General features: G+C 66.9%; 9 protein-coding genes. 5 read left to right on the forward strand and 4 right to left on the reverse strand.

Going from position 1 to position 14,710, the window contains the following annotated elements; translation table 11 throughout:
• Window positions 1-160: 160 nt before the first annotated feature.
• The 3 genes from ACCD07_RS31320 (at window position 161) to ACCD07_RS31330 (ending at window position 5,811) form a co-directional block, all read left to right on the forward strand.
• Window positions 161-4,018: a translocation/assembly module TamB domain-containing protein gene (locus ACCD07_RS31320; RefSeq protein ID WP_413449597.1), complete on the forward strand. Its 3,858-nt coding sequence runs from the start codon at window positions 161-163 to the stop codon at window positions 4,016-4,018.
• Between the two features lie 260 nt (window positions 4,019-4,278).
• Window positions 4,279-5,025, forward strand: coding sequence for a spondin domain-containing protein (locus ACCD07_RS31325; RefSeq protein WP_218088001.1), 747 nt, complete (start codon window positions 4,279-4,281; stop codon window positions 5,023-5,025).
• 9 nt (window positions 5,026-5,034) lie between these two features.
• Window positions 5,035-5,811 carry a spondin domain-containing protein gene (locus ACCD07_RS31330; protein WP_176655383.1) on the forward strand — a complete coding sequence of 259 codons (777 nt, stop codon included), beginning with the start codon at window positions 5,035-5,037 and terminating at the stop codon, window positions 5,809-5,811.
• Window positions 5,812-5,823: 12 nt separating this feature from the next.
• Here the strand turns inward: ACCD07_RS31330 and ACCD07_RS31335 are convergent, their stop codons facing one another.
• Entirely contained in the window at window positions 5,824-8,283 is a 2,460-nt protein-coding gene (locus ACCD07_RS31335) for a S9 family peptidase (protein ID WP_176655382.1), read from the reverse strand.
• A 148-nt stretch (window positions 8,284-8,431) separates the two neighbouring features.
• On the opposite strand from ACCD07_RS31335, the gene ACCD07_RS31340 reads away from it, so the two are divergent.
• On the forward strand, window positions 8,432-8,965 hold the full coding sequence (locus ACCD07_RS31340; RefSeq protein WP_176655381.1) for a hypothetical protein: 534 nt from the start codon (window positions 8,432-8,434) through the stop codon (window positions 8,963-8,965).
• Window positions 8,966-9,063: 98 nt separating this feature from the next.
• On the forward strand, window positions 9,064-9,618 hold the full coding sequence (locus tag ACCD07_RS31345) for a hypothetical protein (protein WP_176655380.1): 555 nt from the start codon (window positions 9,064-9,066) through the stop codon (window positions 9,616-9,618).
• Here the strand turns inward: ACCD07_RS31345 and ACCD07_RS31350 are convergent.
• The 3 genes from ACCD07_RS31350 to ACCD07_RS31360 are packed head-to-tail and all read right to left on the reverse strand — an operon-like array spanning window position 9,615 to window position 14,631.
• Complete coding sequence (locus ACCD07_RS31350) at window positions 9,615-12,446, reverse strand: ATP-binding protein (protein ID WP_353404099.1); 2,832 nt, start codon at window positions 12,444-12,446, stop codon at window positions 9,615-9,617. The two genes, ACCD07_RS31345 and ACCD07_RS31350, sit on opposite strands and share 4 nt — an antisense overlap.
• A 3-nt stretch (window positions 12,447-12,449) precedes the next feature.
• Window positions 12,450-13,265 (reverse strand): hypothetical protein, encoded by an 816-nt coding sequence (locus tag ACCD07_RS31355; protein WP_413449598.1) that lies wholly within the window; start codon window positions 13,263-13,265, stop codon window positions 12,450-12,452.
• The gene (locus ACCD07_RS31360) at window positions 13,258-14,631 is read right to left on the reverse strand and encodes a hypothetical protein (RefSeq protein ID WP_176655378.1); all 1,374 of its coding nucleotides are present in this window, start codon (window positions 14,629-14,631) and stop codon (window positions 13,258-13,260) included. Before ACCD07_RS31360 ends, ACCD07_RS31355 begins: the two co-directional genes overlap by 8 nt.
• Between the last annotated feature and the right edge of the window lie 79 nt (window positions 14,632-14,710).

Below are 14,710 nucleotides of genomic sequence, written 5' to 3' on the forward strand. Positions count from 1 at the left end.
CCCCCCCCCCCCCCCCCCCCCCCCCCCCCCCCCCCCCCCCCCCCCCCCCCGCGGGGGGGGGGGGGCGCGCCCCCCCCCCCCCCCCCCCCCCCCCCCCCCCCCCCCCCCCCCCCCCCCCCCCCCCCCCGCCCCTTGTGCTAATGTCGGCACTGACCCCGGGGTGGGGGCTGCGCAGCTGACGCTGGAGGCCGGCGGCAACCTGGCGCTGCTGACCCTGAAGGCGCAGGGTTCGGCCGGCGCGGCAAGCGGCGGCGGCACGCTGGCGCTGGCGCCGTTCGATCCCATCATCCTGCGCGCCATCGACCTCACCGGCCACGACCTCGATCCGGCCGGCTTCAACACCGGCTGGCCGCAGGCGAAGTTCAGCCTCAAGCTCAGCGCCGCGATCGCGCCGGACCAGAAGCTCTCCGGCCAGTTCGCCCTGCAGAACCAGGACAAGGCCGCGCCCATCGACCAGCATGGCCTGCCGCTGCAAACCTTCAGCGGCAAGCTGGCCGGCACGCTGACCGCCTCCGTGCTGGAAAACGTGCTGCTGGACCTCGGCCCGGCGGGCCGCTTCACCGGCGGCGGCAACGTGCAGCGCAGCGGTCCGGAAGCCGGCATCGACGCCGCGCAATTCAAGCTGCACACCGACCGCCTGGACCTGAAGAACATCCACAGCGGCATCAACAAAACCAGCGTCGCCGGCGACATCGTCCTCGCCAGCACGCCCACCAAACAAAGCCTGACCGCCAACCTGGCCCAGGACGGCCTGCGCCTCGACGTGCAAGCGACACTGGCAGACGCGCTGCTGCAATTGCATCAGGTACGCCTGCTGGCGAAGAAAGGCAGCATCACCGCCACCGGCCAGGCCAGCCTGAAAGACAAGCAGGAATTCAGCGCCAAACTGCGCGCGGACCACTTCGATCCATCCGCGCTGAGCCCCGGCCTTCCAATCGCCGACCTGAATGCCGACATCAACGCCAGCGGCCACATCGCCCCGGCATGGCAGGTGGCGGCGAACTTCGAATTAAAGACCAGCAAACTGTTCGGCCAGGCGCTGTCCGGCAAAGGCAAACTGAATGCCGACGCACAGCACGTCAGCGGCGTCGACGCGCATCTGGCGCTGGCGCAAAACACCGCCGACATCAGCGGCAGCTTCGGCGCCCCTGGCGAACAGCTGCGCTGGAAAGTCGACGCCCGCCAGTTGTCGGCCGCGATGAGCGATCTGCAGGGCGCCGTCAGCGCCAGCGGCACCATCGCCGGCACGATGGCGGCGCCTCGCGCCAGCTTCGAAGCGGACGCCAAGGGCTTGGCGCTGGCCTCCGCCAAACACCCTGCGGCCGATAGCCTGATCCATGCGGCAGGCGACCTCGCGCTGACCGGCCCGAAGAAAACACCCGAGTTGAAAATAAATGGCACCATACAGCGCCTGAATCCAGCGGCATTCGGCACGGCGCAGGCAGGAGCCGTCAACGCCACCTTTGCCGCGAACGCCAGCCTGGCCGCCGACTGGCGCGCTGGCCTCGATCTGAGCCTGCAGCCGTCCACCTTCGCCAACTCACCGTTGTCGGGCTATGCGAAATTCAACGCCGCCAAGGGCAGCATCAGCAACGCAGATATCGATCTGCGGCTGGCGTCCAACAGCCTGCAAGCCAAGGGCAGCTTCGGCAGCGCGCTGGACAAGCTGGAATGGAAGCTCAACGCGCCGCAGCTGGCCGCGCTGGGTCCGCAGTTCGCCGGCGTGTTGCGCGCGAACGGCACGCTGTCCGGCACCAGCGCCAAGCCGGCGCTTGCGCTCACGCTGGACGGAACCAACCTGCGTACACCGGGGCAGCAGCAGATCGGCACGATACGCGGCAGCGCCACGCTGGGCAGCACCATCGCGGCACCGGCCACCACCACCACGGCCGCACCTGCCCTGGCCGCAGGCGGCACGAATGCCCGGGGCGCGGCGCCGCGCGGCACAGCCAATGCCGACGTCATGGCCGACGTGCCGCTGGTCAGCGACATCGAAATCACCCGCTACGTCTCGCCGTCGCTGACGCTCGACAAGGCGCGCCTGCAAACCAGCGGTACCCGCAGCGGCCACACGCTGCAAGTTGGCGCCAGCAACGCCGACTTCGACGCCGTTATGCGCGTCAAAGGCGGCTGGGCCAACGACAGCTGGACCGGCACCATCGACACGCTGCAAAACCGTGGCCGCTTCGCCCTGACGCTGGCCGCGCCGGCGCCGCTGAAACTGAGCGCCCCCGCCGGCAGCGGCGTGGCCGGCCTGCTGCATCCGGAGCAGATCGCACTGGGCAGCGCCACCATCAAACTCCCCGACGGCAGCATCCGCATCGACTATCTCGAGAAAACCGGCCCCGCCTGGCGCAGCAAGGGCCTGGCCGCCGGCGTGCCCGTCAACTACCTGGCCCAGCTCTCCGACGCCTGGCGCGAAAACGTCCGCAGCACAATGACCATCGGCGCCGAGTGGGGCCTGACCCTGCAGGCGGCCGGCAAGACCACGCCGCCCGTCCTCGGCGGCATGCTGCACGTCTACCGCGAGCAGGGCGACCTGACCATCACCGGCGCCGACCTGCCGCAGCCGCTCGGCCTGCGCACGCTGGACGGACGTATTGACGTCAACGACGGCACGCTGCGGCTGCAGCTGAACCTCGACGGCACCCGCGCCGGCCAGGCCCGCATCGACGGCACCGCGCAGCTGCACGACGGACGCCTGGACGAGAGCAGCGCCATCACACTGAGCGGCAACGCCAACATGGGATCACTGGCCTGGCTGGCGCCGCTGGCCGGCCAACCCGGCCTGGAAATCGACGGTACGCTGAAACTGGCCGTTACCGGCGGGGGCACCCTCGGCGCGCCGCAACTGAACGGCGACATCACCGGCGACAAGCTGGTGGTGAACTGGGTCGACCAGGGCATCAAGCTGCGCAACGGCCAGCTGCAGGCGCGCCTGAGCGGCGACCAGCTGCAGCTGCAAAAACTGGCCTTCGACGGCGCCGAAGGCCACGCCCAGGCCGACGGCTGGATACGCTACGCCGGCAACGAGGCGACGATGAACCTGAAACTCAGCGCCGACAAGCTGGAAGTGCTGGCGCGGCCCGACCGCATCCTGGTCCTCAGCGGACAAAGCACGCTGACGCGCGACGCCAAGCGCTTCCAGCTGGACGGAAAATTCCGCGCCGACCGCGCCATCATCGAGCTGGCCGGCGAAAACACGCCCACCCTCAGCGACGACGTGGTCATCGTCGGCAAGGGCGCGGCGCCGGTCAAGGCCGCGCAAGGGCAGCCGCTGAGCATCGACCTGGAGGCGGACCTCGGCGACAACTTCAACCTCAAGGGCAAAGGGCTGGACGCGCAGCTAGCCGGTACGCTGCGCATCCGCGTGGCCGACCGCCGCCCGCCGCGCGTCAACGGCAGCATCCGCGTGGTCAACGGCACTTATGCGGCGTATGGACAAAAGCTGGCGATCGAGCGCGGCGTGATCAGCTTCTCCGGCGCCTACGACAATCCCGGCCTGAACATCCTCGCCGTGCGGCGCGGTCCGGAAGGCGAAGCAATCAGCGAGACCAATGTGGAAGCCGGCGTGGAAGTGCGCGGCACGGCGCTGGCGCCGGTGGCCAAGCTGGTGTCGACGCCGGCCGTGTCGGACAGCGACAAGCTGGCGTGGCTGGTGCTGGGCCACGGCATCGACAGCACAGGCGGCAACGACATGGCGTTGCTCAGCGCCGCGGCGGGCGCGCTGTTCGGCGGCGGCCAGGGCAAGCTGGCCAACGCGCTGGGCGTGGACGAACTGGGCGTGGGCCAGGCGGCCGGCACCACGGCGGGCGGCGCCGCGACCGGCTTGCAGACGACGGTGGTCACGGTCGGCAAGCGGCTGTCGTCGCGCGCCTACCTGAGCTTCGAACAGGGCGCGGGCACGGCGACCAGTCTGGTCAAGCTCAAATACAAGCTGAACCCGCGCATCACGCTGCAGTTCCAGACCGGCACCAACAACGCGCTGGACGTGCTCTATACCTGGGCTTTCGACTAACTCGGATTGTGGTCCGGTACCGGGTCATCCTGCGGAACGGGATGCGGAACGGCCGGCGGCGTCGGGTCGTCCGCAGGGACGGGATCGGGGGCGCGGTGAGAGGTGGCATTCATGGTCAACACTCCGGGAGGTGGCTCGTCAACCATTCTACGCCGTTACAAAATTAAACAAAAAACAGTTGTAAGGTTTCGTCACCGGTCTCAGACCAAGCTGCAATTCCTTGCGCGAGGGGTTGCCTCTTAACCCAACCTGAGATCGATATGACCACCAAACCATCTACCGGCATGGCGCTGCGCCTTGCCCTGGCAAGCGCATTGGCGCTGGCCACTCCCGCGCTGTTTGCATCCGACCTGACCGTCAGCGTCACCAACCTGACGCGCGGCACCTGGTTCACGCCTTTGCTGGTCAGTGCCCATCCGGCCAGCTTCAAGGCATTCACCGAAGGCACGGCCGCCAGCGCGCAGATACAGAGCGTGGCCGAGGCAGGCGACACCACCGGCGTGCAGGCCCTGCTGCCGAGCGGCGCGGCCAAGGTGATCAATCCGAACGGCGGTCCGCTGAAGCCCGGCGGCAGCGTCACCAGCGCCGTGTTCCAGGGCGGCGCCGGCACCGCCAACACGCAGCTGACCATCCTCGCCATGCTGGTACCGACCAACGACGGTTTCATGAGCCTGAACGCGATCGACATCCCGACGGCACCGGGCACCTATACCTACAACGTCTCCGCCTATGACGCGGGCACCGAAGCCAACGACGAAAAGGCTGCGGCGGCGGGCGGCGTCAACCAGCCGGGCATGATCTTCCCGGCCTTCCTGAACGACGCAAGCGGCAAGCTGGCAGCCAACATCAACACCGGCGCCACCGGCTTTACCAACGCCACCAAGGAAGGCTTTGTGCACATCCACCGCGGCATTGTCGGCAGTGTGCCGGGCGGCCCGAGCGCCCTGGACAACACCGTCTACCGCTGGCTCAATCCAGTGGCCCGCGTTGTGCTGACCGTGAAATAAGGGGGCGACATGACGCATTCCTCACAACTCCGCGCGCCGCTGGCGGCGCTGGCGGCGGCGCTGCTGCTGGCGGCCTGCAGCGGCGGCTCTTCGATGCCGGAACCGGACATCAAACCGCCGCCGCCCGTGGTCGTCGCACCGACCACCGCCATCTATGAAGTCACGCTGGTCAACCTGACGGCGGGACAGCCGCTGTCGCCGATGGTGGCGGTGGCGCATAACGACGGCTTCAGCGTCTTCAATGTCGGCGAAGCGGCCAGCGTCGCGCTGGAGCACCTGGCGGAAGCTGGCGAATCCGCGCCGCTGGCGGCGTTGGCGAACGACTCCAAGTCGGTGTATGCGGCGGCGGTCGCCGCGGGCGGACCGCTGGTGCCGGGCGCAGACAACAAGGCAACCGTGACGCTGACGGTGCCGGTGGCCAGCCTGCCGACGCTGCGCCTGTCGATGGCCAGCATGCTGGGCAACACCAACGACGGCTTTGCGGGCCTGGCCGGCCAGTCGCTGGCGGCGCTCGACGTGGGCGCGTCCACCACCGTGCGGCTGCTGAGCTATGACGCCGGCACCGAACGCAACACGGAGAGCGCAGACACCGTGCCTGGTCCGGCCACGGCCAACTCCGGCGGCAAGCGCGAAGGCTTCAACGCGACGCGGGACGACGTGATCAACACGGTGCACCTGCATCCGGGCGTGGTCAGCAAGGATGACGGATTGCCGACATCGGCGCTGACGCAGGCGCAGCGCTGGGACAATCCGGTGGCGCTGCTGACCATCAAGCGTACGCAGTAAACCCTTCAGCTGCTACGTCGCCTTCGCGTGGCGGACGTATTTGTCCAGCCACGCGTTGGTCTCGTACAGCATGTGCAGGATCGATTCGCGCGCGCGGTAGGCGTGCGATTCGTTCGGCAGCATCACCAGCCGCGCCGTGCCGCCCAGGCCTTTGATGGCCTGGAACATGCGCTCGCTCTGCAGCGGGAAGGTGCCGGAGTTGCTGTCCTCGGCGCCGTGGATCAGCAGCATCGCATCCTTGATCTTGTCGGCGTTATTAAACGGCGACATCGCCTGGTACACTTCCGGCGCCTGCCAGAACGGCCGCTCCTCGGACTGGAAGCCGAACGGCGTCAGCGTGCGGTTGTAGGCGCCGCTGCGCGCGATCCCGGCGCGGAACAAGCGCGTATGCGCCAGCAGGTTGCCGGTCATGAAAGCGCCGTACGAGTGGCCGCCGATGGCGATGCGGTGGCGATCGGCCACGCCGCGCCGCACCACCTCGTCCACCGCCGCCTGCGCGTCCGCCACCAGTTGCGACAAATAGGTATCGTTGGGTTCATCGTCGCCGCTGCCGATGATCGGGAACGAGGGGTTGTCCAGCACCGCATACCCCATCGCCAAAAAGGCCGCCGGCCCCCAGTAGCTGACCGCGTTGAAACGGTACGGCGAACCGGTGGTCTGGCTGGCCGCGCCGGCCGATTTGAATTCCTGCGGATAGGCCCACATCAGCAGCGGCAGCGGACCGTCGCGCGCCGGGTCATACCCCGGCGGCAGCATCAGCGTGGCCGTCAGTTCGACGCCGTCGTTGCGCGGATAGCGGATCTGCTCCTTGCCGACATCTTTCAGCTGCGGCGTCGGATGCGGATAGTTGGTCAGCGCCGTCAACTGCTTGTGTTCCGGCTTGCTCAGGTCGCGCAGATAGTAGTTCGGCCGCTCGGTCGGCGATTCGCGCGTCGTCAGCAGCAGCGTGCCCTCGTCGTTCAGCACCGCCGCGACGTTTTCAAAATACGGCGCGGCGCTCTGGAACAGGCGCACCTTCTGCCTGGTGGTCAGGCTCAGGCGGTCGATGAACGGCCGGTCGCCTTCCGGCGTGGCGCCGGCGCCGTCCAGCAGCACCGTCGTATCGGGACCGATCAACAGGCGCGGGAAGCCGCAGGCGTCGGCCCGCATCACCGGCGAACCGGGGCTGCTGTAGCGGTCCTCGTACGAGCCGGCATAAATCAACTCCGGCGGCGCCGACAGGTGATCGGGCTGTATCATCCACTGCTTGTAGTCGCGCGTCTTGTGCCAACGCTCGTTGATCAGCGCGACATCGCTGCGTCCCCAGGCGATGCCGGCGTAGCGCATCGTCAGCCGCGCCAGCACCAGCGGCGGTTCGTGGAACGGCGCCGCGTGCATGTAAACCAGGTCGCGGATATTGTCGATCACCGGACGCGCGGGATCGCCGCCATCCTGCGCCTCGGTCCACACCAGCGTGGCCGGCGCGTCGGCGCGCCACGACACATGGCGCACGCCTTCGGACACCGCGTCGTTCCCCGGCGGCAGCCCCTCCTCCAGCGGCAGCGTCGCCACCGTGTGCAGCAGCTGTCCGTTCAAATCGCGCACATCGATACGCTCGCCGAAACTGGACGCGGGCACGATGTAGGAATACGGCCGCGTGATGCTTTGCGTGAGCAGGTACTCTCCGCCCGGCGCGATCGAGGTGCGCGAGTATTGGCCCGGCACACCGATCGGGCGTGCCTTGCCGTGCAGGTCCAGCAGCACCATCTGCACTGTCACGTAGTATTCGAACAGGCGCGCGTCGGCCTCGTTCTTCAGCAGGTCCTGATAGGTGCGCAGCTGTCGCATGCTGCCACCGGGCTCGCTGTCCTGCTGGATCGGGCCGAACGGAACGCCGTCCGATTGCGGCGGCTTGCCGATGCCGGCCGGACGCCAGTGCACCAGCAGCCCGCTGCCATCCGGCAGCCAGTTGAAGCCGCGCGTCAGCACCGCCGACAGGGGCTGCGACGACAGCCGCGTGGCCTTGCGCGCCGCGATATCGACCAGCCACAACTCCACCGCGCCGCGTTCGCCCTTGTACGCCACGTGCGAGAACGCCAGGTGGCGCTGGTCGGGCGACCAGCTCAGGTCCGCCAGCCGCAGCGCGCGCGGCAGGCCGCGGATGCGGCTTTCCTTCTGCGTGGCGATATCGAGCAGGCTCAGGTCCGTGCCGAATGAAAAACGGGAAGAGGAACAGGTGCGCGGATTGATGCGCAGGCCGGCCAGTTTCAACTCCGGCTGCGCCACTTCGGCGATGCCCGGCAGCGGCGGCGTCTGCACCACGGCGGCGAGGTTGCGTTGGGGGCTGAGGCTCAGCGCCGGCGCGCGCGGCGCGTCGACGATTTCCAGCAAGGCGGCGGGAGGCAGCCGGTAACCGCCCTCCTGTGCGCCGGCTTGCGGCGAGGCGGCCATCAGGCCGAGATTGAGGGGCAGCATCGGTAACGGTTTGTTCATGGAATTCCTTTCGGTCCAGAAGCGGGGCTGCTGCGGTTCAGTTTGCTTATGCTATCCCTGATTGTCAATCACTGCCGCTTATCTGGTGACAATCTGTAACGCTGGCGTACAATCGCTGTTCCTGAAATCACGCTGTACGGAATCGCTTATGGAAATGACTACTATCACCCTGTTGCTGCTGGTGCCGCTGGCCATCTGGCGCATCTACACGCGCCTGAAGCGGCTGATGGGCCGCACCAGGTCCGAACTGTGGCGCCACTACTTCGCCGCCGTGGTGATGTCCGGGGTGCTGGGGGTGCTGGCAGCGACGCTGCTGGGCAAGTGGGATGCCTTTGCCGCACTGGTGGTCGGCGGCGTCGTCGGCGCCGCGCTGGGCTACCGCAACATGCAGCTGACGCGCCTGGAAAACACGCCGGAGGGTTTCTTCTACACGCCGAACCGCCGTCTCGGCCTGCTGGTGGCGATGCTGTTCATCAGCCGCCTGATCTACCGCCTGTTCGAGGCTTACCTGCACATGCACGACCACCTGCCGATGGACCCGGATTTCGTCGGCAATCCGCTGACGGCCGTGCTGTTTGGCCTGCTGGCCGGCTTCTACGCCTGCTACGGCGTGCTGCTGATACGCTGGCGCCGTGCCACCAAGCCGGTGCCGCGCCCTATCGACATCTTCGACATCAAATAAGCGCCGCATTTTTAGCGACAGTGCTACTGTAATCGTGTTGTGCGCGGGATATTTGGTGGTATGCTGAATGTATCCGCAAGGCAATTATTTGCACTGTTATGAATACGTCCATATACGATAAGACCGCAAAAGGCAGGGAGGAGATCGCGACGCGCAAGTATCAGCTTGCGCCGCGCCTGCGTACCTTGCTGGTGTTGGTCGACGGCCATCGGTCGGAAGAGGAACTGCTGCGCAACGTGGCGGGGCTGGGACTGACCGCCAGCGCCATGGCCGAGCTGCTGGACGGAGAATTCATCGTGCTGTCGACCAGCTATGCGTCGCTGGCGCCGGTGCCGGAAATGCCGGCCGAGCCGGAGGCTCCCGCGGCGGTGCCCGCGTCTACGGCCGCACCCGGGCCGCAGCTTCCCAGCGCCGCGCATATAGAGCAATTCCGTTCACTTTATGATTTCTACAACAAGACCATCAAGAGCACGATAGGCCTGCGCGGCTTCACGCTGCAGCTCAAGGTGGAGAAGGCCAGCTCGGTCGAGGATTTCCGCGAGCTGCGTATGCCCTACCTGGAAGCGGTACAGAAAGCCAAGGGCAACTTCACCGCCGCCTCGCTCGCCGAGCAGCTCGATCAGCTGCTCGACGGTCCGTCCGCTCAGGCTTAAGCCACTTTCGCCACTTCGACAGGCCGGCGCTGCAGCACGAAGATAGGCGCCGCCCACTCCGTATCCTTCTTCTTTTTACTCGTGATGAGCGTCAGTTCCGAAGGATCGTAGACGTCGGTGTTGTGCGTCAGCGGCGTCGTCATCAGGTACTGCGCGTCGGTGTTCTTCAGGAACTCGCCGACCAGCTGGATGTTGCGGATATCCAGGTGGGCGAACGGTTCGTCGATGAACACGAAGCCGCCAGAACCGTCTTCCGACTTCAACAGGCCAATCAGCAGCACCAGCGACTTCATCACCTGCTGGCCGCCGGACGCTTCGCCGTCGTTCATGCCGATGATGCCCTTGCCGTCGAACTTGAAGCGCACGTGCAGGCCCGCCTGCGACAGCTGCGTATCGTCGTTCTCCAGCCGCACCGGATCCGAGTGCACCTCGATGCCCGCCAGCTCGCCCAGCTCCTTGATGTTCTTGGAGTAGGTCTTGATGGTGTAGCGCAGCCGCTCGATGTAGGCGCCGCGCGCATTGCCGGTCGCCTCGATCGCGCGGTTGTTCTGGTAGCGGCGTTCCTCGGTCTCGGACTGGCGGCCGTGCAGCTGCTCGTTCAGGCGCTGGTACTGGTCGATGACGGTGGCGTCCAGTTCCCAGTCGCTGCGCGCCAGGCTGGCTTCCAGCGCATGGATGCGCAGCACCACCTGGTGCGAGTTCTGGTGCTCGCTGACCAGGCGCGCGCGGCGGTCCGGACGGCGCCAGCTTTTCGGCAGGTGGCGCCAGGTCTTGCGCAGCGCCAGCAAGGCGCGCGCGTGATCGGAACGCTGCTCGATCTGGCGCTTGTTGTTCAGGCGCAGGCCGGCTTCCGATTCGGACAGCGCGAAGCGCGCGTTCTGCCACGTCGTGTCGGCGCGCGTGCGCGTGACGACGGCGTTCTTGATCAGCGATTGCAGCTCGCCCAGGCGGGTGCCGACTTCGTTGCGCTCTTCCTTCAACGGCACGGCGTTGCGCGCCGCTTCGTCGAATTCCTCCTGGCGCGCGGCCAGCTCCTTGGCCGCGTCGACGCCGGCCAGGCGGGTCTTCAGCGAACTGATTTCCGACGCCAGCTTCGATACGATCAAGGTCAGCGCATCTTCCTGCGCCTCCAGCGCCGGCAGCGACTTCTGGATCGCTTCCATACGCTGCGTGCGGCCGGCGGAACCGAAGCGGTAGCGCGACGCTTCGACGAACAGCGAGCGGCCGCCGCGGCGTTCGCGGTGATAGGCTTCCGGCGTGATCCACTCGTCGTGGCTGCCGAGTTTTGCGCCGGCGTCGACGTTGTCCACGCGGGTGATGCGCGACAGCTGCTCCACCAGCCAGGACGGCACCTTGGCCGAGAACTTCACCACCGACATCAGCGTGTTGTCCTTGACCGTCGGCGCATGCACCAGGTCCGGCACGATGAAGTGGCGATAGCGCTCCTTCTCCGCCAGGCGATACGCGGCCGAAGCGTCGGACGATTTATCCAGCAGCACCACCGAGGCATAGCCGCCAAGGACGCCTTCGATCGCTCCCTGCCAGCGCGCATCGGTCACTTCGACGATATCGGACAGCATGGCGTGGCCGATGCCGGCGTCGTTCAGCGCGCGGCGCATGCCGCGTTGCGCTTCCGGTTCCGGCATCGCCGTCTTGCCCTGCAGCGCGGCGATGGTCGACAGTTCGCCCGCGATCTTCGAGGCGATGGCGTCGCGCGACTGGCGCTGGCGGGCCAGTTCGATTTCTTTTTCCTGCAGCTGCTGCGCCACTTCGGCCAGGTCGGCGCCGGAGTCGGCGGCCAGCTTCTGCAGGCGCACCTTCTGTTCCAGCAGGCTGTCCAGCGGCTTCAGCTTGCCGTTGATCTGGTTCAAACGGCTTTGCAGCGCGGTCGATTCCTGCTCCAGCACCGTTTCGTGCTGCTGCGCCTCGGTCAGCGCCTTCGCCTGCGCGGCCAGCGCGTTGCGCTTGTCGGTCAGCTGCTGGTCGGCCTGCATCAGCGGCTTGCGCGCGTCGCGCAGCTGGCGGCTGACGTTGCCGTGCTTCTCACGCGCTTCGTGGTACTCCAGCGTCGGCAGCACTTCCTCCTGCAGGTTGCGGCGCTCCTTGTTCAGGTCTTCCCACTGGTGGTAATTGGCCACGCGCAGACGCAAGCCTTCCAGGTTGGTCTTGGAAGCTTCCAGTTCGGTTTCAAAGCGTTTCAGTTCGACTTCGGTGTCGCGCTGGTGGCGCTTGGCCTCGTCGTACGCATCGAGCACCTCCTTGTCGCCGAAGACCTGGAACACCAGGTCCAGCAACTGGCGCGGCGCGTATTCGCACAGCTTGTCGGTCTCGCCCTGCTCGAGCGCCAGCACTTTCGCCATCGCCGGCGACAGGCCGGCGTTGGCGAGGCGCTTGCGGTAGTTCTCGACACCGAGCCAGTCGTTGCCGGCATCGCCGATGTCCTCGATCTGCACGTTACCGGGACGCATCAGGTACTGGCGCTTCCAGTCGCCGCCGTTCTTCTGGATCTGGCAGAACAGCGTGACCTCGTCGTCGCTGAAGAAGCCGGAGCTGCGGAACGGGCGGTTCGACAACTGCTTGCCGACGTTCTTGTTGTCGACCACGGCGCGCAGCCAGGCGGTCTGCTGGCCGCTGTGGCGGGCGTAGTGCTTGTAGGTGCGGCCCATCGAGCAATCGAGGCCGAACAACGTGCGCAGCGCGTCCAGCAAGGTGGTCTTGCCGGAGCCGTTCTGGCCCGCGATGGTGATGATCTTGGCGTCCAGCGGGATGTTCTTGATGCGCTGCCAGTAATCCCAGTGGACCAGTTCTAGTGATTTGATGTGAAACATGGCTTAGTCCTCGGCTGGATGTTCGGGGTCGCCGGCGGCGGTGCCGGTGTCGGCCACGTCGGGCATGGCGTCGACCGGCGGATCGAACGCCGGTATGGCGTCGCTCTCGCTGTCTTCGATGCCGGCGGATGCCGTCGCTTCATCGTCGTTGGCGGCTATCGGAGGCGAGCTGCGCGGCACCGGTATGATCTGCGCCGGCGAGCGCTTGAACACGTCGGCCAGCGCGCCGTTGATGATGCGCTCCTTCAGCTGGTCGGTATCCATCATCAGGTCCAGCAGCGGGCCTTCGACGATGATGTCGCCGCGGCGTTCGATGAATCCCAGCTTGGCCAGGATGCCGAGGTTCATGTCCAGGCGCGTCTTCTTGCCCAGCTTGTCGCCGAAGTCGGCCAGCAGCGCCTTGTAGGCGATGCCGATCGACGTCTCCTCGGCGCGCGGCAGCGGCTTCTCGACGCCGAACATGTCGTTCTGGTCGTCCGACGCGTGCTGGTGGGTTTCCTGGCGTTCCCGCTTGGGCAGGATGATCTGCGCCCACAGCACGACCAGCAAGGCCACGCCGTCGCGCGACAGGCCGAAGTTATTGTTTTGCCAGACGTCGCGCGCGCCGAAGATCTTCGGCTCGATGGCGCGCGTCAGCGCCAGGGTCACATGGTCGGCGTAGACGTTGTCGAGCAGTTTGAGGCCGGTGGCCAGCAGGCGCGCGTCGACCTCGGCGCGGAACAATTCGTCCGACAGCACGCGCTTGACCAGCTTGTCGTCGCGGCGCAGGGTTTGATGCGTCAACAGGCGCGCGATCAGGATTTGGGAATCGTCATTCATCGGACTTGTCGCCTTCCGGATTCAGAATAAGTGAGAGGGAGGCTAACGACATCGCTGCCACGTGCAGGTCGGGCAGCTGGACCATTTCGTCGCTCGGCATGAACTTCACCGGCAGGCGCGCCAGTTCGGCGGTGGCGCCCTGCAGGCGCGCCTCGTCGGCGTCGCCCAGCAGCGGCAGCAGCGAGGCGCGGTACGAGGCCACGGCGAAGGTCGCCGGCAGCAGCGAATCCTGCACCGGGATCGATTTCGGCGCCTCCTCGGCGATGCTGGGGAAGTTGCCCAGCGCGGCGAAGTCGGACAGGCGGGCCAGCCAGTCGTCCAGCTCCTGCTGCATCTGCGGGCCTTCGCTGATGGTGGTCGGCGCGTCGGTGCCGGTGGGCAGGCCGCCGGCGACGGCGGAGACCGCGCGGTCGGACAGCAGCTCGGTCTCGGCCACGTCGATCATCTCGGCCGGCGTGATAAACAGCGGCACCACCGGCTGGTCGATGGCGCCTTCGGCCAGCGAGGCCAGGTCTTCGTGCAGCAGCAGCCAGCGCTTGATGTCGGTGGTCGACAGGCCGGACTGGCCCAGGTGCACGCGCTGGCGCTCGATCTGGTTGAGCGCGCGCGAGAACATGCCCTGCATGTTGAGCAGCGCCGATTGCGCGCGGCCGATCGCCTGCGCGGCGCGGTGGGTGGCGCTGTCGGCGTTTTCATCGGAGGTGATCGCGCGCAGGATCTCCGAGCCCTTCTCGACCCAGTCGCAGGCCATGTGCCACTTCGCCTGCGACGCGCGCAGGCGGAACTCGGAACCGGAGGCGATGGCGTCGGAGAACTCCTCGGTCAGGTCGACCAGGCGCCCCAGCAGGTGGTTCAACTGGTCGACGGTGACGCCGCCCATCACCTGGGCGCCGGCCACCTGCGACAGCAGGAAGCCCATGTCGGCTTCGTCTTCCTCTTTGCCCAGCGTCAGCAGGCCGTCGATGGCCGACAGCACGTTGCGCGCCATCGGCGTGACGCGGTACACGGCTTGCTGCGCGTCCCACGCCAGCAGCTGGTTGGAGCGCAGGCGCATCAGCACCGTTTCCAGCGACTCGGGCAGCAGGTAGGCCAGGCGGGTGTTGATGTCGGCGCGCGAAAAGGTGGACGAAGCGGTGTCCGCCGCCAGCTCGCGCAGCACCAGCAGGCGCACCAGGACGCCGTCAAAGCCGCCGTGGAACAGCGCCGTGAACACCTGCAGCAGGGGCTGGGCGCGTTTCAGGTGGTAGACCTGCTCGATCTCGTCGGCCGAAATATTCGGCTGGAAGTGCGCCTGCAGGCTGTCTTGCTGCTGTTGCTGATCCAGCGCCGGCTCCGGCGCGGGCTCACTTGTCATAGGTTCTATCATTCTTTGCCATAAAACAGCGGGGGTCAGAGCTGCAAAGCGGGGTCAGTTCCGGCAATCGGACACGCGTGTCCTATTGCCG

Origin of the sequence: Duganella sp. Dugasp56 (assembly GCF_047304105.1) — a bacterium.
Classification (GTDB): domain Bacteria; phylum Pseudomonadota; class Gammaproteobacteria; order Burkholderiales; family Burkholderiaceae_D; genus Rugamonas; species Rugamonas hordei.